Genomic DNA, 22064 nt, shown 5'->3' on the forward strand with positions numbered 1-22064 from the left:
ACCTCCAAGTCACCAGCGAGGCCACCACAGCCAAGCTGGTTGCGCTTGCGCGCAACGCGCCATGCCTGGCGCACGTGTAAAAAAGCCTCGATACCTTGCAGTACCGAGGCCACACGCGTGCGTACGAATGATCTATTTCTTCAGCGAGTCATACGCCTCCAGCGTACGCAACGAATAGATGTAAGCAGCGCCGGCGTTGAGCGAGATTGCGGTCGCTAATGCCGCCGCCACTTCTTCACGACGTGCTCCTGCTTTGATCGCCGCGTCCGCGTGGGCAGCGATGCAACCATCACAGCGGGTGGTGACAGCTACCGCGATCGAAATCAACTCCCGGGTTTTGGCATCCAGCACATCGTTCTCCGCGCAGGCCTCTCCAAGAGCGAGGTAAGCCTTCACCATTTTAGGGTTGCTCTTTCCAAGCCCGCCGAAGGCCTTCTGGATGGTAGGTAGCATTTCGGACCAGTTGTTGAACATCGCATGACTCCTGAGGAAGTTGGTGTAGTGTTTCGACAGGCTTAGTTTTCCCTCCCTGAGAGATGTCAGTTTGTCCGATCCGCTCAATTTTTTATGCGAAGCGCTCAAATGAATTCTATCGATAAGCTCATCAGCCTGGCTAACGTCCGAGGCAGCCTGGATTTGCGGTGTCAGTTTCAGGGCGATTGGGCACGGGATCACGAGCAAGAAATATTAGGCAAAGCGCCCTATCACATTGTGTTGGAGGGAGAGTGTCGGGTTGAGTTTCCGGACGGGCAACGCCTGCCCATGCGAGCAGGGGATATTTTGCTTCTGCCTCGTGGTGCACCGCACGTCATGCGTAGCATTGGAAAAACGGCTGAGTCCAGCACACCAAGGCTGATTTCCAATGCGCCCCTGCCGCTCTATCGGATTGGAGATGTTAGTGCTGATCTAGACATGCTTTGCGGAGGCTTTCACTACAATCGAACGTCGATGTTATTCGCGGCGCTCCCCGAACACCTTGTGATTCCAAGTGCTGCCCTCCCTAAAAGTGCCCCCCTGCCGGCGCTTGTCGAAATGTTGCGAGGTGAAGCAGATAGCGATCAGGTGGGCGCACATTACTTGCTCGATGCTTTGTCCCAAGCGCTGTTCACATTGATCCTGCGTGCACACATTGCGAGCCACGGTCAGCACACCGGCACCTTGGCATTGCTGTCTGATAAACGGCTGGGCCGCGCTTGGCAGTCCATGCTGGCTGATCCTGCGCACGAGTGGACCGTTGACGGTCTCGCTGAAACCGCCAGCATGTCTCGCGCAACGTTTATGCGAGCCTTCGTACGGGTGGCTGGAGTTTCGCCTTGGGTATTATTGACCCAAGTCCGCATGGAGTTAGCGTTCAACCTGCTAAGCCATTCCCATTTGGGGCTGAGCGACATTGCCGCCCAAGTCGGGTATCAATCCCAAGCGGCTTTCAGCAAAAAATTCAAGGAAATATACGGTGAAGCACCTGGGAGAGTGAGGCGCGGAATGACTACCGCGTAGCCGGATGTTCTTTTCCTGCTCTCTCACAAGCGACCCGGTCCGCCTCGGCGTTAGCGCCAAAATCCATAGCTAATTTATCAATCAGACCGCGGACTGAAGGTAGCAGCCCTCTTCGGGACGGGAAGACCGCATGGATGAGCCCGCTACGCAGCACAAACTCAGGTAGTACCTCCACCAATAGCCCATCATGTATGGCGTGCCGCACCATGATTTCGGGTAGTTGTACGACCCCTACCCCTTGTATTGCAGCGCGGTGTAACGCATCAAGATCCGAGGTGACAAATCTGGGCGCGTGAACCACCTCGATTCGATATTCTTTCGTGCCTAAAAAGGTCCACCTGTGCTCACGGTTTGGTGGACCTAGATCCATGCTAGGCAAGCTCGCCAAGTCATTTGGGGTTTCGAGCTTCAACCCTTCTATCAAGGAAGGCCGCGCAACCAGCTTTTGGTGGCTATCGCCTAGTACTCGCATCACAAGGTTGTCGTCTTCCAATGGCGGGAAACGCACTCTCAGCGCGATGTCATACCCCTCACCCAGCACATCAACCCTGCGATTTGTGCTGTCTATGTGCACCTGGACTTTGGGGTGCAGCACCATGAATTCCGCAATAATGTCGCTCACACCCATGGCGCCTAACGCAGGTGGACAACTGATACGCACGATTCCTTGAGGTTCGGAGCGTGAATGCTCGACCACTTGCTCCGCCGCGTCAGCCTCTACGAGCATCGCTACACAATGACGGTAGTAGTCTTGGCCGATCTCTGTGACCGTAAACTTTCTGGTTGACCGCTGGATCAGGCGTACACCAAGCCGCTCCTCCAGAGATGCGATACGCCGGCTTAGCTTCGATTTGGGGATGTCGAGTTTTTTACTCGCGCTGGTGAATCCGTTGTGGTCGACAACCTGGACGAAGAAATACAAATCATTGAAGTCGTACACGGAGTCATTCGCCCGGTGGCTGGGTTCAGAACGCATTATCGCAGGTGATGGTGGGAGTTCCCATTGCTGAGTACCTTGCGGCTTTCCAGCCCTGACCTCTTGCCCTTCTTAGCGTGATAGCCGCTTTGTCAAAAGGAGCGTACGCTTTTGACGATTGCCAGCATGAAAATCGAAATTTCTAATTTGGATCAATCAGTTACGGCATTTATAGTTTTGCCGCTGGTGCAGTTGTTGCCTGACTGGTCATTACTTGGGGGCTGGCTGCAGGCGGTACGCACCTGGATCGATCATCTGGTTGAGTCATTCACCGCCCGCGGGGAGCGCCTGTTATGAGCACTGCACGAATGAGCGAAGCCGCTGTGGCGCAGTTTTGCCTGGCATTGCCGGGTGCCAGGGAAGACTACAAATGGGGTGGCGTGCGGGTTTTTTCGATCGCGGGAAACAAGATGTTTGCGCTGCAGGGACTTCGCGGTAACTCCCTGGCGTTCAAGGTCGACAAAGACCTGTTCCTGGGGCACTGCGACCGCCCTGGCATCCATCCGGCGCCTTATCTGGCTCGGGCCCAATGGATCATCCTGGAGGTGCCTTACCCTCTGGGCGCTGAAGAGCTGCAGGGTTTATTGCAGCGTTCCCACCAGTTGGTGGCGAGCAAGCTGCCCAAACGGACCCAGGTGGGACTGCTGCTCTAGAACAGGGCGAATAGATGGGCGCCGAGGAACAGTTGGTCGATCCAGAACACCTGGTGCAACAGCACGATGGCCCAAAACAGGACCTGATAGGAAACCTTGCGGGTCTTGTGCCGGAACACTTGCTGCGCCACCAAAGCGCCAGGCCAGCCACCGGCCAGTTCCACGGCGTGCAGGACATTCTCCGGGGTACGCCAGCGCTCGGTACGGGCCTTGCGCTTGTCGCTCCAATAAAGGAAGAACGCCAGCACGCTGACGATGCCGTAGGCCGACAGGGGAATCAACGATATCCCCTGCAACCACATCAACATCGAGCCGGCCAACGGCAGCGCACACACCAAGGCGAACACCAGCGACTTGAGTCGTGGATTCTGAATCCTTGCGGGGCGCGCGCTGCGGTCGATCATGGCTTGGCCGCGGTCCAGTCGACCCAGCCGAACTGCCAGGTCGCCAGGATCAGCAGGCCGAAGGCGATGCGGTACCAGGCAAACACGGCATAGCTGTGGTTGGCGATGAACTTGAGCAACCCGCGTACCGCAATCATCGCGAAGATAAACGCCGTGACGAAGCCGACGGCAAATACCGGGAAATCCGCCGGGACGAACAGATCACGGTATTTATAGCCCGAATACACTGCGGCACCGACCATGGTCGGCATGGCCAGGAAGAACGAAAATTCGGTAGCCGTCTTGCGTGACAGGCCGAACAGCAGGCCACCGATGATGGTCGAGCCCGAGCGCGAAGTGCCAGGAATCATCGCCAGGCACTGGGCAAAGCCGACTTTCAAGGCATCTTTCCAGGTGATTTCGTCCACGGTCTCGGCATGCACTTCATGCTCGCGGCGCTCGGCCCACAACATGATGATGCCGCCGATGACCAAGGCGGACGCCACGGTGACTGCGTTGAACAGGTAATGATGGATCAGGTCGGCGAAAATCACCCCCAATACCACCGCCGGCATGAACGCGATCAACAGGTTGACGGTAAAGCGTCGAGCGCTGGGCTGGGTCGGCAAGCCGATGACCACGTCGAGAATCTTGCGGCGAAATTCCCACACCACCGCCAGGATCGCTCCGAGCTGGATGATGATATTGAACGCCATGGCCCGCTCACCACCGAAGTGGAGCAGGTCCGCGACGATAATCTGGTGTCCGGTACTGGAAATGGGCAGAAACTCCGTCAGCCCTTCTACAACGCCTAGTATCAATGCCTGAAAGGCGGTCCAAAGATCCATCAATCCCCCAAGAAGCGATGCGCGCCGGCATGCCCCGTTAATATTTTCAATGCATTTACTGCGGTCAGTCTGGCTGTAGCGCCGCGTGCTGGAACCTCTGGTTAAACCACGACTTGGCGTGGAAAGCTCATGCCGGATTCAGGTTTTCGCGCGCGGGGCCGAAATCCTATCAGACAAGTCCGTTTTACGCTGCCGAGTATTGGGCTTGACTGCAAACCCGTGCCTGCCCTCCGGGGTGAAAATGCTGGCGATCCTATATGACAAGAACAAGAAACCGGAGTAACCGCCTTATGAACAGCTTGCGCACCATGTCGATCAGTCGCCGCCTGTGGCTCATCCTGATTGTGGCCGTCATGATGCTGATGACGCTGGGCGGATTGATGCTCAAGCAGATCCACACAGACCTGTATCAGGCCAAGGCGCAGAAGACCCGGCACGTGGTGCAGACCGCCAGCGGTGTCCTCAACTATTACCATGGCCTGGAGACTACCGGCGTGCTGACCCGCGAAGCGGCGCAGAAGCAGGCGCTGACCGCGGTTCGTGGCCTGCGGTACGACCAGGACGATTACTTCTGGATCAACGACCTGGTACCGGTCATGGTCATGCACCCGGCCAATCCGAAACTCGATGGCCAGAACCTGTCGGCGATCCGCGATCCGGACGGCTTTGCCCTGTTCAACGAGATGGTCGCGGTGGCCAAGAGCAAGGGCGCCGGCATGGTCAACTATCGCTGGCCAAAGCCTGGTGCCAGCGCGCCGGTCGAGAAAACCTCCTACGTCAAGCTGTTCGAGCCGTGGGGCTGGGTAATCGGCTCGGGCGTCTACATAGATGACATGCAAGACGAGTTCTACGCCCAGGTGTGGAAAGCCTCATTGGTGGGCCTGGTGATTGCAGCGATCATGGCCTTGCTCGTGATCCTCATTGCCCGCAGCATTGTGCGTCCCCTGCAGGAAACAGTGAACGCCATGGCCAATATCGCCAGCGGCGAGAGCGACCTGACACGCAGCCTCGATACCCATGGCCGCGATGAAGTGACGCAACTGGCCCAACATTTCAACGCGTTCACAGCCAAATTGCGCATGGTGATCGGCCAATTGCAGGTCTCGGCCAGCGACCTCGGTGAATCGTCCAGCGCCTTGGGCAATGACGCAGCCCAGGCTCAACAACGCAGCCAGCAGCAGTCCCAACAAATGGAACTGGTGGCGACAGCGATCAACGAGGTCACGTACGGGGTGCAGGACGTGGCCAGGAATGCCGAGCATGCCGCCAGTGAAATGCGCGATGCCGAGTCGCAGGCGCAGCAGGGCCAGGTCAACATCGATGGCAGTTTGCAGCAGATCGACAAATTGTCCGGCACCATCGAACAGGCGGTGCAAGTGATCCGCACACTGGCCGCCGAGAGTACGCAGATCGGCACGGTGCTCGAAGTGATCCGTTCGATTGCCGAGCAGACCAATCTGCTGGCCCTCAATGCCGCCATTGAAGCCGCCAGGGCCGGCGAACAGGGCCGCGGTTTTGCGGTAGTGGCCGATGAAGTCAGGCTGCTGGCTCAGCGCACGCAGAAATCCACGGCCGAGATCCAGTCGATGATCGAGCGCTTGCAGAATCATTCGGAAGCGGCGGTCAAGGTCATCGGCGACAGCAGCCGCGCTTCGCAACTGACCATCGAACAGGCAGGGCTGGCCGGCGCGAGCTTGAGTGCCATAGGCCAGGCTTTGCGCAACCTCAACGGCCTCAACGCCTCCATTGCCAGCGCCACCCTGCAGCAGGCGCATGTGGTGGAAGACATTAACCAGAACGTGACCCAGGCGGCAGGCCTGTCCCACAGTACGGCGTTGGCGGCCGAGCAATCGAGCGTAGCCAGTGTGCGGTTGAAGGGGCTGAGTGAGCAGTTGAACGGGTTGCTCAAGCAGTTTCGCGTTTAGCGATTGTAGGAGCGAGCTTGCTCGCGATGGGCGTTAACGTTAACGCGTGCTTGCTGATTAAACGCGGCGCTCTCAGGTCCATCGCGAGCAAGCTCGCTCCTACAGGAGTCTTGCTGGCTCGACAATCTTCTACGTCAGTGTCGAGCCGAAGTTTTTACATCCGCACCCATCCGGTACAATCCGCTCCCCTCCCCACTCTCAAGGAACCTCCATGTCCGGGTTAGAACTGTTTGCCGCCGCCCTCGGTGTGATCGCCGTCTGGTTGACGGTCAAACAGAATCCCTGGTGCTGGCCGATTGGCCTGGTCATGGTATTGCTTTATAGCTGGGTATTTTTCGAGGTGAAGCTCTACTCGGACATGCTGCTTCAGGTGATCTACGCGGCGTTGCAATTGTACGGCTGGTGGCAATGGACGCGTGGAGGTGATGAACGGCTGGGGCGGCAGGTCAGCCAGCTGGCGGTGGCGCCGATTACCTTGAGTCTGTCCCTGGGCGCCATTGGCAGCCTCGCTCTCGGCGCGGCCATGGCGCACTGGACCGACGCCGCGCAACCCTGGCTGGATGCCGCGCTCACCGGTTTCAGCCTGGTGGCCCAGGTGTGGATGGCACAGAAACGCGTGCAATGCTGGCCGCTGTGGATCTTTCTGGACGTGATTTTCGTCGGGCTGTTCGTCTATAAAGGCATGTACCTGACGGCCGGACTTTACGCGCTGTTTACCCTGATCGCGATCCAGGGCTGGCGTGAATGGCGCACAGACCTGGCCTTGCGAACATGAAGGTGCTGGTGCTCACAGGTCCGGAATCCAGCGGCAAAAGCTGGCTTTCCCACGAGATCCAGGCGCATTTTGGTGGGCTGCTGGTCGGCGAGTACGTTCGGCATTTTATCGACAGTGAAGCGCGCGACACCTGCTACCAAGACATCGAGACCATAGCCCACGGCCAACTGGCCTGGGAGGACGAGGCTCGAGCAAAGCAACCGTCACTGTTGATTCTCGACACCCACCTCTTGAGCAACATCCTGTGGAGCAACACATTGTTCGGCGCGTGTCCGGCCTGGATCGAGCAGGCCTTGCTGGCACGCCACTATGACCTGCATGTGCTGCTCAGCCCCGAAGTCGTGGCCTGGCACGATGACGGGCAGCGTTGCCAACCGCAACTGGCGCAACGCCAGGCATTCTTCCAGGCCACCCATCAGTGGCTGGAGCTGCACCACCAGCCTTTCCAGGTCCTGCAAGGAGACTGGCAGCAGCGCAGGGATGCAGCGTTCGAGGCCGTGGCCCGCTTGCTCTTCTCTGCTGAAAGTGTCCATTCCTGAAACACATTGTGCTGCGTAAACCCATGAGCTAAAGCGGCTCAGCGTTCTGCAGGCAAAACTGTTAAGTCACTGAAACAACCTGCCAATACCGCCGGTAGCGAGCACTGCTGCCTGAATGGCGGGGAATATCCCCCAACTTTGTCTCAGTGGCGTTACACCCTTCGACTATTCAGTTCTGAATTTTCATCCAACTAGCTGTTTTTTAAAGAAAATCTAAAAGCGGCACGCCTTCTGCTCTCTCCCTCGCAACGCTGATAAGGGCCAGCGTTCACTAACAGAAGGAATTGCCGCCGTGGGGAAATTTGATAAACGCATCTATGGCCTGTTGGTGATCGGATGCGCACTCGCAATCAGCGCCTCCCTGCCTGCACATGCCGACAATGGCATCATTACGATCAAACGTGATGTGCAAACACGCAACGCGGTCGTTCCTCCGCTGATCCCCGATCCGAATCCCACCACAGTCAACGCCAATCCCTCGCAACAAATTCTCAAACAGACGAATGAGTTGAGCGACGGCGATTTCGCCAACGTTGCCAGTGGTGCAAGCATCTCGCGCATGGTGACCCAGAACACCAACAACCTGGGTGCCAACACGTCCAACCAGACCCAACTGTCGAACCAGCCCGCCGGGCGTTCGGGCAACTCGGGCGGTGGCATTGCCAACATGGTCAATTCGAGTATGACCAAAGGCCTGGGCACTCTGAACATCATAACGGGAGGCCGTTAGGATGAATCGCACACTGCTGGTCATCGCCATGTTTTGCAGTGCATCGACCTTTGCCCAATCTCCAGTGACCAACAACGCTGAGATCGATAATTCGGGCATGCAGTACCAGGGCAACCTCACGGTCAACCAGGCGGCCGGTGATCAACAGCAACAGGTCAACGCCCGGGCCATCGCCATTGGCCATGGAGCCACTGCGACCACGCAAATTCGCCAACGGCTGGGTAGCAGTGGCGACCCGGCAATGGATGCCAGTTCCAGCATCCAGGGCAACTCTTTCAGTCGCGGCAACGGCGCAGTGGGTGTCAACCAGAGCTCCGGTGCCAGCAACCAACAGGCGAACGCACTGCGCATCAGCGTCAGTGACCAGCCGCAAAGTATCGACGACAGCGTCCTCATGCAACAGAACGTGGCGCTGCTCAACAACTCCGATCCAACTGACTCTGCACCAGGCTATCGCCAGGTCACTACCAGTGACCAGGCCTTCACCGGTAGCCGCGGGGTAATTCAGTTGAATCAGAGTGCCGGGGTGGGAAATCGAATGGGAAACACCCTGAGCATACGGGTCGCGGATTGACCCAAACAGGTAATAACAACACTTAACCTAAAATAAGTACGGAGAATCACCATGAAACCTTCGATGGCAATAAAGCCTCTGGTTTTCGCAATTGCTGCGGTCATGGCTGTTGCTGTACAAGCTGGGCAATACGATAACAACGGCCACGACAATGGCCATAACAATGGTCATAACAATGGCCATAATGGCAACAATGGTAACGGCAACGGAGGCCCAAGAACTCCTCCTCCAACCATGATCCCTGTCTTTGCTACTGCCAATGCCATCGACAACCAACGCAGCACCGGCAACAGCATCCGCAATGAAGGGACCGTGAACGAAGCTGAAATGACCAGCTCCGCTACCGGCACCAGCGGCAACGTCGGCGTCAACGTGGCTGCTGGTAACGGCAACCAGCAAGACAACGCGGCCGCAATCGCCAACGCTGCATCGGACTCCAGTCTGGATAACAGCTTCGTGTTCGGCACTGCTTCCGCGAGCTCCACCGTCAACCAGTTCAGCAACAACAACACGGTCAACAACTTCGGCAGCACCTCTTCGGCCGTGATGACCGGTTCGGGTAATGGCGGCAGCGGTAACATGGGTATCAACATTGCTGGTGGCGACCTTAACCAGCAGAAAAACACCATGGCCATTGCTAATGCAAACGCTCCACTGGGCAACGCTACCGCGACTGCTTCCGCCACTCAAAACGGTCCTGGCCTGACAGTGAACAACAACGCTGATCGGACTTATCGCCTGGATACCATCACCGTCACCAATTCGGCCAGCGGCAGTGCTTCTCAAGGCTATGCGTCCGTTGCCAGTGGCAGTCAGAGCGCTTCTTCGAGCTTTGAACTGGCCGGCGCCCAGGCTTCTGCAGCCAGCGGCTCAAGCAGCTGGAATGCCAGTGGCTCTCACAGCAGCGATTCGAGCGGTTCTTCGAATGCTTCTCTGACTGCCACACTAAGCGCCACTCTGGACGCCGCTGCTGAAACGGCCAGGGAATATACCCGTGACTATGGTCGTCATGAGCAAAGTGGCAGCGAGTCTAACAGTTCATCGCTTAACGCTTCGCTCGACGCATCGCTGGACGTCAGCGTAGACAAGTCGTACACCAAATCGCACGACTCTTCGTTCGAAAAATCGTATGACAAGGCCTACGAAAAAGCCCAGGCCTCTGCATACGAAAAATCGGGCAGCAAATCGTCCGAATCTGCGTATGACAAATCCAAAGGCTATGCTGAAAGCAGTGCATTTGACTTGAGTACTACCTACTCCTATCAAGTGCTGACTCCAACTGGCTGGGCCAACCCTGTAACCAACACCGCAACCCTCAGTGGTTCGGTCAACGGCGGCAGCGGCAACCTGGGCGTCAACGTGGCTGCGGGTGTGGGCAACCAACAAAGCAACTCGCTGGCGATTTCCAACCAGTCGTTCTAATCGTTGTCTGTGGAGGCCCCCTTACGGGGGCCTTTTTCAGCGCACCCAGAAGGCGTCCAACCATGCGCATCATCGCCTTGGCATTTTTGCTTGGCATGGCCGGTATGACCGAGGCGGCACAAATGCCGCTGTCCGTGATCCTGCCCGGCGGAGCGGTGGTGTACAAGCCGATCCAGAGCATTCGCGAGCGCAAGTTTGCCGACCTGGTACAACAGAAAACCGACTTCAGTTGCGGCGCAGCTGCGCTGGCGACCGTCTTGCGCCAGGCCTACTGGCTGGACGTGAACGAAGAACAGATCATCGAAGGCATGCTCGCCCAATCCGACCAGGATCTGGTCCGGGTCCAGGGCTTTTCCATGCTGGACATGAAGCGTTACGTAGAAAGTATCGGCATGCGCGCCCGTGGCTACCGTGTAGCACCGGAGACGTTAAGCGAAGTGAAAATCCCGGTAGTGGTTCTGCTGGACATTCGTGGCTACAAACACTTTGTAGTCATGCAAAGAGTTCACGACGGCTGGGTATACATCGGAGATCCGGTACTGGGTCATAAACGATTCAAGGTCGAAGACTTTGTCAAAGGCTGGAACGGCATCATCTTTGCCGTTATCGGTCAGGGCTACGACAAAAACAACGCCTTGCTCGACCCTCCCGTACCACTCACTGCCAAAAACCGTATCAATGCATTCAGCCCGGTGCGAGACGCAGACCTGATGGATTTCGGGTTCATAAAAAGCGACTTCTTCTAATAACAAGGGAGCATGAAGCTCCGGGAGCATCCAATGAACACTCCAACCTGGCTGGCCGTCGTTTGCCTGGCTGCCAGCCTGCCAACCCAGGCACAGACGTTCAAACCCATTGAACTGAAGGATCAGGAGCTGGCGAGCCTGCGAGGCCGCTATGTCATGCCCGGAAGGATCATCAGCTTCGGGGTTGCCATGACCAGCACCTGGGAAAATGCCAAAGGAGAATTGATCGGGGTCACCTCCTCGATGCAGATCCAGAAATCAACGATCAAGCCACAGTTCTATGTGTCGATGATCGATGAAAAAACCCCGGGTGCCAGCAATTCGCAAGGCACCACCAACTCTGCTGCGGGCACAGGCGAGCAAACCGTTGCGGCAACGGGTTCAGGCACCGGCACCGTAACCGGCGGCAGCGGCCTCAACACCACCGAAGGTGTCACTCAAGTCGTGCGTGCGGCCGGTGACAACAACACCGCCTACAACAATGTCGACATCAACGTTACCAAGGCGAACGAGGCGCCAGTCATGCAACCCCAGGGCCAGGCACTGGCCGCAGGCACCACGCTGGTGGGCAGTAATGGCGCGGGTTCCCTGAGCGTTTCCTCATCCGGCACAGGTGTGCAACTCAACATCGTGGCCAACAACAATCAAGGCAGTACGATCCAACGCCTGGCCCAGGGTGGGCTGACGCAGAACACGACTTTGCTGGGAAGTAGCAACCAGGTGCGCAACCTCACATCGTTCAATGTGGTGCTGCGTGACAGTGCGACTACAGGCGGGTCATTGACCGGTAATCTGGACCAGCTTAAAGGTCTTCGCACTGCCGGATTCTGATCTACGCTCAGTCTCATCAGAAGTAGTCAGAAGGGACGGCTAACCCATGCACCGATCGTTAACGCTCAGAGCAATCGTCTGTTTGAGTAGCCTGGCTCCGGTCACACTGCTGTATGCAGCGACAGACCCCCAGGTTGAAGCACTAAAACAAGAACTCATGGAGTTGAAGCAGCGTTACCAAGCTCAACAGAACGCGTTGATGGTACTCGAGCAACGGGTTCGCCAAGTCGAAGAAACCCCGACGGCGCCGCCGCCCAGACGCCTGACCAAATCCCCGGCCGACCCGACCAGGAATGGTCAGGCAGTGGCTGCAGGCGCTCCGGGAACCGCCGGCAGTTCCTATGGCCAGTCGCTCAAGGAAGACGCGGAACCAGCGCCCAGCGTTTCCAACCTGTATGACGAAGCCAGTGGCTTCTTCGGTGGCGGAAAGTTCAGCGTCGAAACCGGCCTGACCTACACCCACTACGACACTCGCGCATTGACGCTCAATGGCTTCCTGGCGCTGGACTCGATCTTTCTCGGCAACATCAACCTGGACCGTATCAAGGCGGATAACTGGACACTGGACTTGACGGCTCGCTACAACCTGGCGCAACGCTGGCAGTTCGATATTAACGTTCCCGTGGTTTATCGAGAGTCGACTTACTCCTCCGGCGGCGCTGGTGGTGCAGGCCCGGTGACGTCGGATGCAACCGTCACCCGCGACCCGACCATTGGCGATGTAAACGTTGGCGTGGCTTACAAATTCCTGGACGAGTCGGTCAACCTCCCCGACGCGGTTGTCACGCTGCGGGTCAAGGCACCCACCGGCAAGGACCCCTACGGCATCAAACTGGTCAGCGACCCCACCAACGATAACCTCTCGGTACCCGAGGACCTGCCAACCGGTAACGGTGTGTGGGCGATCACCCCGGGTATCTCGCTGGTCAAGACGTTTGACCCGGCCGTACTGTTCGGCAGCCTGGCGTACACCTACAACATGCAGGACTCTTTCAGCGACATCAGTCCTCAGGTTGGCTCCAAGGTCAGCGGCGATGTGAAGCTGGGGGACTCCTGGCAGGTGGGCGCGGGTATTGCGTTCGCCTTGAACGAGAAGATGAGTATGTCGTTCTCGTTCACCGACCAGTTCGCTCGCAAAAGCAAGATCAAGCCCGATGGCGGTGATTGGCAGTCCATTAGCAACAGTGATTACAACGCGGCCAACTTCAACATCGGCATGACCCTGGCGGCCACCGACAAGCTGACGATCGTGCCCAACCTGGCTATTGGCCTGACTGACGATTCGCCGGACTTTTCATTCAGCCTGAAATTCCCTTACTACTTCTGAGGTACATAAGACAAAAGATCGCAGTCTCGTTGCATTCGACAGTTCCTACAGAGATTTTCAATTCAATGTAGGAGCTGCCGAGTGCAACGAGGCTGCGATCTTTTGCATTCCTGGATCTAACGAATCTGATGCTTGTGCAACAACCGATAAAATGTCGGCCTCGAGATACCCAGCACCTTCGCTGCAATGCTCAGATTGTCACTGTGACGGTTGAGCACATCGCACAACGCCTGGCGCTCAGCCCGGGTTTTGTAATCCTCCAGCGTGCCCATTGGCGCAACCACGGTATGGTGGCTGATCAGCCCCAGGTCGCGGGCTTCGATCTGCCGACCTTCGGCCAGCACCAGGCCGCGACGAACCCGGTTGGCCAATTCGCGCACATTGCCCGGCCAATCATGCTTGCCCATCGCGATCAGCGCGTCATCGCTGAAGCTGCGTGGCCTGCGGCCGGTTTCATGGCTGTAGAAGTGGGAGAAATGATTGGCCAGCATGGACAAGTCGCCATGCCGTTCACGCAATGGCGCGGTGACGACTTGCAGCACGTTGAGGCGGTAGTACAAATCCTCACGGAAGCGTTTCTTCTCGATCGCCGCTTCCAGGTCGACGTGGGTCGCCGCCAGAACTCGCACATCTACCGGTATCGGCTGGCTGCCGCCAACATGTTCGATATGTTTTTCCTGCAGGAAGCGCAGCAGATTGGCTTGCAGCTCCAGCGGCAGGTCACCAATCTCATCGAGGAACAGTGTGCCGCCGTTCGCCGCTTCGATCCGGCCGACTTTGCGTTGGTGGGCGCCGGTGAAGGCACCCTTCTCGTGGCCAAACAGCTCGGACTGGATCAAGTGTTCGGGAATCGCGCCGCAGTTGATGGCCACGAAGGGTTTGTTGTGCCGCTGGGATTGCCGGTGCAGGGTGCGGGCCACCAGCTCTTTGCCCGTGCCGCTTTCACCGCGGATGAGTACCGGGGACTCGGTAGGTGCCAGCTTGCTCAACAGCCGGCGAAGCTCGCGGATCGGCTTGCTGTCGCCGAGCAGCTCATGTTCTGGCTGGTCAATGTGCACGGTGCCTTTACCGCGCAAACGCGCCATTCCGAACGCGCGCCCCAGGGTTACCTGAACTCTTGAAACATCAAACGGCAGGGTGTGGAAGTCGAAAAACCATTCGCAGACAAAGTCGCCGACATTCTGCAGCCGCAGGACTTCCTGGTTAAGCACGGCGATCCATTCGGTGCCACTGCGGCTAATCAGTTCCTTGACCGCCTCGGGGCGTTCCAGATGAAAGGGTTGTAATCGCAACAGGCCGACATCACAGGTCTTGTCGGCGGCATTTTCCAGTGTGCAGCTTTCGACATCCCAGCCCACAGCTCGCAATCCTGGCAGTAAACGATGGCAATCGTCGCAAGGATCAACCACTAATAGACGTCGTTGGGCAGGCGCTTCGTTCATGACTGTTCCTTGGCGCCAAATTCGATTAAATATTAGTAAAAACAGTCATTTGGCGGACCTGGCTGTAACATTAGCAAGAAATTGACAGTTGCTTGTACCGATTGACTATAAGGCGCTCGCCTAAACAGTTATAAGAGACTACTTGGTTAGTTACCTAATGAACTTCAACCTTTCATTCAGCTTTCAAAACAGCACCGAACAGCGAGTTCTTGCAAGAAAGGTGAAATTTCTTCGATTCCAGTGTGACCCGAGGCCGGGTTGAGGACATCAGTACAAGTACCAGCCGCACGGGAAGCCCGACCGTCGGCCGATCACTTGATTGGGCATATAGAGAGAGAACCCCAATGAACGCCCCGCTCCGTATCAACGAAGCTCTTTTGATTGCAGACCGCGCATTCCAGCCTTTCCAGTGTGTGGCCTGGTCTCTACAAGATGGCAACGGTGAACTCAGCCTGACAGTGATCGACCGCACCAAATGCAGCATTGGTCGCAAACAGATTCCAAGCAGTGCCTATACCGATCCGGCACAACTTGAGCGTGTGCTTAAACAGGCCCGCGAAGAACTCAGCCGTGACGGTTACAACCTTGAATCATGGTCGATGCCACACTGATAGCAGCGCGGATTACCTGGCAGTAATCCGCGCCCTTCCGAGTCTTTCAGTCCGCTGTTCAGTACTGCGAAGGTACTAATTACTTGGCAGGCTTGCCACTGGTTCAAAAAGACACTCTTCTGGCACACTGCGACCCTCCGCCTGTTATTTCTCCCAGTTGTACGGTTGGCCATTCAGGGTTTGAATATCTTCCTTATAGGTCGCCAGGCCAACTTCTGGACGACGACTCGCAAGGAGATGCGTGCATGTCAAGCCAGGTTGCCTTTGCCTCCCCCGCAACACTCAGCCAAGCCGGTCGCCTCGACCCCTCATTTGCCGCCCGCGGAACCACCCAGGTGTATTTCGCCGGCAGCCTCTGCAGCATGACCCATGACGTCGCCATTGATGCCTGCGGGCGCATCCTCGTCGCGGCCAAAGTCGGAATGGCCGAGGGCAGTCGCTTTGGCCTGGCACGCCTCCTGGCCGATGGGTCTGCGGACCTGTCTTTCGGTGATCAAGGCAGCGTCATCGGCCAGTTCGAGAATGGTTTCGAGGCCATGGCCGGCAAACTCGCGGTGCTGCCCAACGGCAACATCCTGCTGGCCGGGCTGCACTATCTCAACGGCCATCGCACGCTCCCGGCCCTGGCGTTGTTTGACCACTGTGGCCAACCGGTCCAGGGCTTCGGCGAGAATGGCCGCTGCGTGGTGCGCTTGCCCGGCAATCTTTCCGTGGGTGTGCGTGATGCCTGGCTTCCACCGGGCGTTCCGGGTGCCGAAGCCTGCGATCTACGGGTGCAGGAGGACGGCAGGATCCTGCTATTGGCCAATCATCATTTCGAACTGGCCGATCATGTCGGCCTGCTCATCTGCCTGAACCGTGACGGCTCACTGGACAGCTCGTTCAATGGCCGCGGATTTGTGATGGTCCGGCACTTGCTGATGAACACCTGGCTCAGCAGTCTCTTGCTGCAAGCAGATGGTCGAATCCTGGTGGGTGGGTCGATCAACTTTCCCGCCGAAGGATTGCTCGCCCGTTACCACGCCAACGGGCAACTGGACACCAGCTTCGCAGTCGACGGTTTCATGAGTTTCGATGGTGCCGGCCGCAGCACTCACGTCAGCCATATCGTCCAGCAGTACAACGAGGACCTGCTGTGCGTAGGCAGCAGCCGGGACCCCATGCATTGCCTGTCCCTGCGGTTGCACAACAACGGGCGTCCCGACAGTCATTGCCATGGCGGTCAGCCGCGACTGCTGGAGATCGGCCGCAGTGGCTGTCAATGGACAGCGGCCCTGGCCTTGCCCGACGGCTGCACCCTGGCCGCTGGTGCGACGCTTGGAGGCTGTGAGGCTGACTTCATACTGGCCCGGTATCTGCCGGATGGGCAACTGGATCACCAGTTCGGTGATGGCCTCGGCTGGGTCCGCACCCGGCTGAGTCGCAGCCTGGACACAGCGACTTCACTGACTGCACAAACAGATGGCGCGATTGTCGTTGGGGGTTATTCGCTCGACGGCAATTACCGGGCGATTGTGGCGCGCTACCTGGGGTGAATGGCGCGCGGAGACTTTTCCTGCACTTGATATTCCGCTGGTCTTACGGCAAGTTGCGCGCTTCTTAAAACAAGGAGCAGCCGATGTCCGGTTCAATGGCCCAGGCGTTCGCGCACAATTTTCTCGGGCACTCTCCCCGCTGGTACAAGGCGAGCATCGTCGGCTTTCTGATTCTCAACGCTGTGGTGTTGTGGACGGTCGGCCCTGTGGTGGCGGGCTGGTTGCTGGTCCTGGAGTTCATTTTTACCCTGGCCATGGCGCTTAAATGCTATCCGCTGATGCCGGGGGGGCTGCTGCTGATTGAAGCGCTGCTGCTGAAGATGACCACACCCCAGGCGTTGTATGACGAACTGGTGCACAACTTTCCGGTAATCCTGCTGCTGATGTTCATGGTGGCAGGTATCTACTTCATGAAAGACTTGCTGCTGTTCCTGTTCTCCCGGCTGCTGCTCGGCGTGCGGTCCAAGGCATTGCTGGCGCTGCTGTTCTGCTTTTTATCGGCGTTTCTGTCGGCCTTTCTAGACGCCCTGACCGTGACCGCCGTGATCATCAGCGCAGCGGTGGGCTTTTATTCGGTGTACCACCGCGTGGCCTCGGGCCATGACCCGCGCCTGGACAGCGCTTTCTCAGACGACCGTCATCTGCCGCAACTGCATCACGATGACCTCGAGCAATTTCGCGCCTTCTTGCGCAGCCTGTTGATGCACGGTGCCGTCGGTACAGCACTGGGCGGTGTTTGCACCTTGGTGGGCGAGCCGCAAAACTTGCTGATTGGCCACGAGATGGGTTGGCACTTCGCCGAGTTCTTCCTCAAAGTGGCCCCGGTTTCCTTGCCGGTGCTGGTCGCGGGCCTGGTGACCTGCGTGTTGCTGGAAAAGCTGCGCTGGTTCGGCTACGGCACGCTGTTGCCGGACAACGTGCGCGCCGTACTGGCCAACTATGCCGCAGAAGATAACGCCGAGCGCACTTCTCGCCAGCGTGCTGCACTGGTCGTCCAGGGCCTGGCGGCGCTGATCCTGATAGGCTGCCTGGCCTTCCATGTGGCCGAGGTGGGGTTGATCGGGTTGATGGTGATTGTGCTGATCACGGCATTCACCGGCATTACCGACGAACATCGCATTGGTAATGCCTTCAAGGACGCCATGCCCTTCACCGCGCTGCTGGTGGTGTTCTTTGCAGTGGTTGCGGTGATCCACGATCAGCAGTTGTTCACGCCGTTGATTCAGTGGGTGCTGGCCCTCCCCGCAGAGCAGCAACCGGGCATGTTGTTCATTGCCAACGGCCTGTTGTCGGCCATCAGCGACAACGTGTTTGTCGCAACCATTTACATCACCGAGGTCAAGCAGGCGTTTGTGTCCGGCCATATGAGCCGTGAGCACTTCGAGGCCCTGGCGATTGCGATCAACACCGGCACCAACCTGCCGAGCGTGGCGACGCCTAATGGCCAGGCGGCATTCCTGTTTCTGCTGACCTCGGCAATCGCGCCGCTGATTCGCCTGTCGTATGGGCGGATGGTGTGGATGGCATTGCCGTACACCGTTGTGATGGGCGTGCTCGGGTGGTATGCGGTCAGCTATTGGTTGTAACCACAGAAACCTGTGCGGCCACGCCACCCCTGCGAGAGTAAGGCTTACTCGAGATGAGGCCGTGAATCTGGCATCAATGGCGCCTGACAGGGCGTCATCGCGAGCAAGCTTTGCTCCTACAGTGCGGCGCGGTGTGGGTGGTTGAGGATGTACTGCTCAATCGCCTGCGCAGCGCCGTCTTCGGTGTTGGCACCAGTGACGACGTCCGCCTGGCGCTTCACCGCCTCTTCCGCCTGCCCCATCGCGATCGACAAACCGGCCTGGTGAAACATCGCCGGGTCGTTGCCGCCATCGCCCAGCGCCGCCGTGTGCTCCAGGGGCACGCCAAGAAACTCGGCCAGTGTCGCCAGTGCCGCGCCCTTGTTGGCCTGCATGGCCGTGACGTCCAGGTAAACCGGTTGCGAACGCGAGACCTGCGCCTGCTCTTGCACCTTGGGCAATAACAGCGCTTCGAGCTCAATCAACAGATCGGTGTTGTTGCTGGTCGCGACGATCTTGTCGATGCGTTCCAGATAGGGTTCGAAGCTGTCGACCACGACGGGCGGGTAACCCAGCCCATGCTGCTCCCTGGGCACCATCGGCCCGTCGGGATCCTTGAGCAGCCAGTCACCACCGCTGAACACCCAGACTTCAACGTCGCTGCGATCGGCAAACAACGCCAATGCCGTCAACGCTGCGGTAGCTGGCAAATAATGGGCAACCAGAATACTCCCGTCAGGATTAACCAGGGTGCCACCGTTGAATGCCGCCGTTGGCAGGTCAACGCCCAGGGCTTCGATCTGCTGCAACATGGCTTTGGGCGGACGCCCGGTGGCCAGGCTGAACAGCACCCCCGCCTCACGCAGTGAGCGAACGGCCTCGATGGTGCGCCGGCTGAGACTGTGGTCGGGCAGCAACAAGGTACCGTCCATGTCGCTGAGCAAAAAGCGGATCGGCGCTCGGGTCAATTCACTCATCCGAGGCTGTGCCAGACGCGACCGTCGCGAGTCAGCAGATCTGCGCCCGCCTGCGGGCCGTCTTCACCGGCGGCATAGCCCTCAACGCTGGCATCTTGCTGCCAGGCGTCGAGGAAGGGTTGCACGGCGCGCCAGCCGTTCTCGATGTTGTCCGCGCGCTGGAACAGCGTCTGGTCGCCGGTCAGGCAGTCGTAGATCAAGGTCTCATAGCCGGTGGACGGCTGCATTTCAAAGTAGTCCTTGTAGGCAAAACCCAGCTCGATATTGGCCATCTTCAGCGCCGGGCCAGGACGTTTGGCCAGCAAGTCAAACCACATGCCTTCGTTGGGCTGGATCTGGATGCGCAGATACGTTGGCTGCAGTTCATCCACTTCGGTATCGCGAAATTGCGCATAGGGGGCCGGCTTGAAGCAGATGACGATTTCCGTGTCGCGCACGCTCATGCGCTTGCCGGTGCGCAAATAGAACGGCACCCCGACCCAGCGCCAGTTGTCGATCATCACCTTGAGCGCGACGTAGGTTTCGGTGGTGCTGTCGGGCGCAACGTTGCCTTCCTGGCGATAACCAGGCAATGCCTTGCCGTCGACTTCGCCGCTGGTGTACTGGCCTCGCACCGAGTTGGCGCGGGCCTCTTCCACCGACCAGGGGCGGATCGCGCCGACGACCTTGGCCTTCTCGCCGCGTACCGCGTCGGCACCAAAAGCGGCCGGCGGCTCCATGGCGACCATCGCCAGTAACTGGAACAGGTGGTTGGGCACCATGTCGCGCAACGCGCCGGTGTGCTCGTAAAAGCTGCCCCGGGTTTCCACGCCGACGGTCTCGGCGGCAGTGATCTGCACATGGTCGATGTAGTGGTTGTTCCAGAACGCTTCGAACAGGCTGTTGGAAAACCGGCTGATCAGAATGTTCTGTACGGTTTCCTTGCCCAGGTAGTGATCGATCCGGTAGATCTGATTTTCCGACATCACCTTGAGCAGGCACGCGTTCAAGGCCTCTGCGGTTTGCAGGTCGGAGCCAAAAGGCTTTTCGATCACGACGCGGCGAAACGCTTCGGGGGTTTCTTCGAGCAGCTTCGCCGCGCCCAGTCGACGCACCACTTCGCTGAAGAAACGTGGCGCGGTGGCCAGGTAGAACACCGCATTGCCGGTGCCGCTGGCGGCGATTTTCGCCGCCAGGGCTGAATAGGTGCTGTCGTCCAGGAAGTCGCCCTGGACGTAGCTGATGCCTTTGGCGAGTGTGGCCCACAACGCCGGGTCAAGGGCGTCATCGCCCTTGCCGACTTTGCTCATCGCTTGCGCCCGAATGAAATCCTCGAGCTTCTGCGCAAAGGCTTCGTCACTGATGGCGTTGTGGTCAACGCCGATGATCCGCAATCCATCCCCCAGCAATCCATCGCGACTCAGGTTGTACAGCGCCGGCATCAGCAGCCGCTTGACCAGGTCACCATGTGCACCGAACAGGAACAGCGTGGTGGGTGGTGCTGGTTCAGCCTTGGATTTATTGCGGATCAGGCCAGTCATTTTTTCGAAGTCTCCACATGGCCGCCGAAGCCGAACCGCTGGGCCGAGAGAATCTTGTCGCCAAAGGTGCCCTGCCCGCGTGAACGGTAGCGAGAGAACAGCGAGTTCGACAGCACGGGAACCGGTACCGACTGTTCCATGGCCGCCTCGATGGTCCAGCGACCTTCACCGCTGTCAGCTACGGAACCCGAGTAACCGTCGAGTTTCGGATCGCTGGCCAAGGCGTCTGCGGTCAGGTCGAGCAACCAGGACGAGACCACGCTGCCACGACGCCAGACTTCGGCGATGTCGGCGACGTTGAGGTCAAAACGCTGGTCTTCAGGCAGGTTTTCGCTGGCCTTGGTCTTGAGAATATCGAAGCCTTCGGCGAAGGCCTGCATCATTCCGTACTCGATGCCGTTGTGGATCATTTTCACGAAATGACCCGAGCCTGCAGGGCCGGCGTGGATGTAACCGCGCTCGGCACGGTCGTCATCGGACTTGCGGTCCTTGGTGCGCGGGATGCCACCGATGCCAGGGGCCAGGCTTTCGAACAGCGGATCCAGGCGTTTGACCACCTCGGCTTCGCCGCCGATCATCATGCAATAACCCCGCTCAAGGCCCCAGACGCCACCGGAGGTGCCCACATCGATGTAGTGCAGACCTTTTTCCGACAAGCTCTTGGCCCGGCGAATGTCGTCCTTATAGAAGGTGTTGCCGCCGTCGATGATGGTGTCACCGGCTTCGAGCAAGGTGCTCAGGGTGTCGATGGTGTCTTCGGTCGGCGCGCCGGCCGGCAGCATGACCCAGACGGCACGTGGCTTGGCCAGGCCAGCCACTAGGGCCGGCAGGTCGATGACGCCCTTGGCGCCTTCTGCGGCCAGGGTGTCGACAAAAGCGGTATTGCGGTCGTAGACAACGGTGGAATGCCCGTTGAGCATCAGGCGCCGCGCAATATTACCGCCCATGCGGCCCAGTCCAATAATCCCGAGTTGCATGTGCTGATGCTCCTTACTGCAAATAATGTGTGTCAAAGGTTATAGCCCAACGCGACCTGTTCAGCTTAGTCAGACAGGTCGCCATGAAGTTTCCGTGCATTGTGCCCGATCCAGACTGATAACGTCGGGAATCGTCGCGAAGACACACCGACCACGAAAAATAAAAAAGTTCCCTTCGCAGGCAAAAGAAATCAAAATTGCAGCCGATAGT

The 22064-nt window shown here is 58.2% G+C and carries 22 protein-coding genes and 2 pseudogenes; 16 read left to right on the top strand and 8 right to left on the bottom strand.

Translation table 11 applies throughout. From position 1 onward, the window contains the following. Positions 1 to 132: 132 nt before the first annotated feature. Positions 133 to 474, bottom strand: coding sequence for a carboxymuconolactone decarboxylase family protein (locus tag AAEZ09_RS23915; protein ID WP_350601044.1), 342 nt, complete (start codon positions 472 to 474; stop codon positions 133 to 135). Positions 475 to 582: 108 nt separating this feature from the next. On the opposite strand from AAEZ09_RS23915, the gene AAEZ09_RS23920 reads away from it, so the two are divergent. Beyond that, entirely contained in the window at positions 583 to 1497 is a 915-nt protein-coding gene (locus AAEZ09_RS23920) for an AraC family transcriptional regulator (protein WP_350601045.1), read from the top strand. Here the strand turns inward: AAEZ09_RS23920 and AAEZ09_RS23925 are convergent. Beyond that, positions 1487 to 2437: a LysR substrate-binding domain-containing protein gene (locus tag AAEZ09_RS23925; RefSeq protein WP_045061172.1), complete on the bottom strand. Its 951-nt coding sequence runs from the start codon at positions 2435 to 2437 to the stop codon at positions 1487 to 1489. The genes AAEZ09_RS23920 and AAEZ09_RS23925 overlap by 11 nt on opposite strands. Before the next feature lie 219 nt (positions 2438 to 2656). Between AAEZ09_RS23925 and AAEZ09_RS23930 the strand changes: the two are divergent. Further along, positions 2657 to 2770, top strand: a pseudogene (locus AAEZ09_RS23930) (LysR family transcriptional regulator); the annotation flags it as partial. Then, positions 2767 to 3126, top strand: a complete 360-nt coding sequence (locus AAEZ09_RS23935) for an MmcQ/YjbR family DNA-binding protein (protein ID WP_045061135.1) — start codon at positions 2767 to 2769, stop codon at positions 3124 to 3126. The pseudogene AAEZ09_RS23930 and the gene AAEZ09_RS23935, both read left to right, overlap by 4 nt. On the opposite strand, the gene AAEZ09_RS23940 is transcribed toward AAEZ09_RS23935, so the two are convergent. Together AAEZ09_RS23940 and AAEZ09_RS23945 are read right to left on the bottom strand one after the other, a co-directional pair. After that, complete coding sequence (locus tag AAEZ09_RS23940) at positions 3123 to 3530, bottom strand: DUF1294 domain-containing protein (protein ID WP_205893902.1); 408 nt, start codon at positions 3528 to 3530, stop codon at positions 3123 to 3125. The two genes, AAEZ09_RS23935 and AAEZ09_RS23940, sit on opposite strands and share 4 nt — an antisense overlap. Next, the gene (locus AAEZ09_RS23945; RefSeq protein ID WP_045061133.1) at positions 3527 to 4357 is read right to left on the bottom strand and encodes an undecaprenyl-diphosphate phosphatase; all 831 of its coding nucleotides are present in this window, start codon (positions 4355 to 4357) and stop codon (positions 3527 to 3529) included. The genes AAEZ09_RS23940 and AAEZ09_RS23945 overlap by 4 nt, the downstream gene beginning before the upstream one ends. A 380-nt stretch (positions 4358 to 4737) precedes the next feature. Between AAEZ09_RS23945 and AAEZ09_RS29570 the strand changes: the two are divergent. From AAEZ09_RS29570 to fapF, 10 genes and pseudogenes are all read left to right on the top strand, one after another. Continuing rightward, positions 4738 to 5424, top strand: a pseudogene (locus tag AAEZ09_RS29570) (cache domain-containing protein); the annotation flags it as partial. Positions 5425 to 5547: 123 nt separating this feature from the next. Next, positions 5548 to 6282, top strand: a complete 735-nt coding sequence (locus AAEZ09_RS29575) for a methyl-accepting chemotaxis protein (RefSeq protein WP_502947594.1) — start codon at positions 5548 to 5550, stop codon at positions 6280 to 6282. Between the two features lie 211 nt (positions 6283 to 6493). Continuing rightward, positions 6494 to 7057, top strand: a complete 564-nt coding sequence (gene pnuC / locus AAEZ09_RS23955) for a nicotinamide riboside transporter PnuC (RefSeq protein WP_350601047.1) — start codon at positions 6494 to 6496, stop codon at positions 7055 to 7057. Next, entirely contained in the window at positions 7054 to 7596 is a 543-nt protein-coding gene (locus AAEZ09_RS23960; protein ID WP_350601102.1) for an AAA family ATPase, read from the top strand. The genes pnuC and AAEZ09_RS23960 overlap by 4 nt, the downstream gene beginning before the upstream one ends. Positions 7597 to 7888: 292 nt before the next feature. Then, the gene (gene fapA, locus AAEZ09_RS23965; RefSeq protein WP_045061129.1) at positions 7889 to 8326 is read left to right on the top strand and encodes a functional amyloid chaperone FapA; all 438 of its coding nucleotides are present in this window, start codon (positions 7889 to 7891) and stop codon (positions 8324 to 8326) included. A 1-nt stretch (position 8327) separates the two neighbouring features. Then, positions 8328 to 8900 carry a fibril amyloid subunit FapB gene (gene fapB, locus AAEZ09_RS23970; protein ID WP_045061128.1) on the top strand — a complete coding sequence of 191 codons (573 nt, stop codon included), beginning with the start codon at positions 8328 to 8330 and terminating at the stop codon, positions 8898 to 8900. 51 nt (positions 8901 to 8951) lie between these two features. Continuing rightward, positions 8952 to 10322: an amyloid-like fimbrin subunit FapC gene (gene fapC, locus AAEZ09_RS23975; protein WP_350601048.1), complete on the top strand. Its 1371-nt coding sequence runs from the start codon at positions 8952 to 8954 to the stop codon at positions 10320 to 10322. Positions 10323 to 10384: 62 nt separating this feature from the next. Beyond that, on the top strand, positions 10385 to 11068 hold the full coding sequence (fapD, locus tag AAEZ09_RS23980) for a fibril amyloid maturation endopeptidase FapD (protein ID WP_045061126.1): 684 nt from the start codon (positions 10385 to 10387) through the stop codon (positions 11066 to 11068). A 33-nt stretch (positions 11069 to 11101) separates the two neighbouring features. Continuing rightward, on the top strand, positions 11102 to 11899 hold the full coding sequence (gene fapE, locus AAEZ09_RS23985) for a fibril amyloid subunit FapE (protein WP_350601050.1): 798 nt from the start codon (positions 11102 to 11104) through the stop codon (positions 11897 to 11899). 46 nt (positions 11900 to 11945) lie between these two features. Further along, entirely contained in the window at positions 11946 to 13226 is a 1281-nt protein-coding gene (gene fapF / locus AAEZ09_RS23990; RefSeq protein ID WP_350601051.1) for a fibril amyloid transporter FapF, read from the top strand. 116 nt (positions 13227 to 13342) lie between these two features. Here the strand turns inward: fapF and AAEZ09_RS23995 are convergent, their stop codons facing one another. Beyond that, a complete protein-coding gene (locus AAEZ09_RS23995; RefSeq protein ID WP_045061123.1) occupies positions 13343 to 14668 on the bottom strand; it encodes a sigma-54 dependent transcriptional regulator in 1326 nt (441 codons plus the stop codon). Positions 14669 to 15012: 344 nt separating this feature from the next. Between AAEZ09_RS23995 and AAEZ09_RS24000 the strand changes: the two genes are divergently transcribed. The 3 genes from AAEZ09_RS24000 (at position 15013) to nhaB (ending at position 18400) form a co-directional block, all read left to right on the top strand. Continuing rightward, positions 15013 to 15279, top strand: coding sequence for a hypothetical protein (locus AAEZ09_RS24000; protein ID WP_045061122.1), 267 nt, complete (start codon positions 15013 to 15015; stop codon positions 15277 to 15279). Positions 15280 to 15524: 245 nt separating this feature from the next. Then, positions 15525 to 16814, top strand: a complete 1290-nt coding sequence (locus AAEZ09_RS24005; RefSeq protein WP_350601053.1) for an NHL repeat-containing protein — start codon at positions 15525 to 15527, stop codon at positions 16812 to 16814. An 83-nt stretch (positions 16815 to 16897) separates the two neighbouring features. Beyond that, positions 16898 to 18400 (top strand): sodium/proton antiporter NhaB, encoded by a 1503-nt coding sequence (nhaB, locus tag AAEZ09_RS24010; RefSeq protein ID WP_205893898.1) that lies wholly within the window; start codon positions 16898 to 16900, stop codon positions 18398 to 18400. A 116-nt stretch (positions 18401 to 18516) separates the two neighbouring features. On the opposite strand, the gene AAEZ09_RS24015 is transcribed toward nhaB, so the two are convergent. Genes AAEZ09_RS24015 through gnd form a run of 3 tightly spaced genes read right to left on the bottom strand, consistent with a single transcriptional unit; the run spans position 18517 to position 21853 of the window. After that, positions 18517 to 19356, bottom strand: coding sequence for an HAD family hydrolase (locus AAEZ09_RS24015; protein ID WP_350601055.1), 840 nt, complete (start codon positions 19354 to 19356; stop codon positions 18517 to 18519). After that, on the bottom strand, positions 19353 to 20876 hold the full coding sequence (gene zwf, locus AAEZ09_RS24020) for a glucose-6-phosphate dehydrogenase (RefSeq protein WP_045061118.1): 1524 nt from the start codon (positions 20874 to 20876) through the stop codon (positions 19353 to 19355). The genes AAEZ09_RS24015 and zwf overlap by 4 nt, the downstream gene beginning before the upstream one ends. Continuing rightward, positions 20873 to 21853 (bottom strand): phosphogluconate dehydrogenase (NAD(+)-dependent, decarboxylating), encoded by a 981-nt coding sequence (gene gnd / locus AAEZ09_RS24025; RefSeq protein WP_350601056.1) that lies wholly within the window; start codon positions 21851 to 21853, stop codon positions 20873 to 20875. The genes zwf and gnd overlap by 4 nt, the downstream gene beginning before the upstream one ends. Between the last annotated feature and the right edge of the window lie 211 nt (positions 21854 to 22064).

The organism is Pseudomonas sp. 65/3-MNA-CIBAN-0223, from assembly GCF_040310425.1.
Classification (GTDB): Bacteria; Pseudomonadota; Gammaproteobacteria; order Pseudomonadales; family Pseudomonadaceae; genus Aquipseudomonas; species Aquipseudomonas gregormendelii.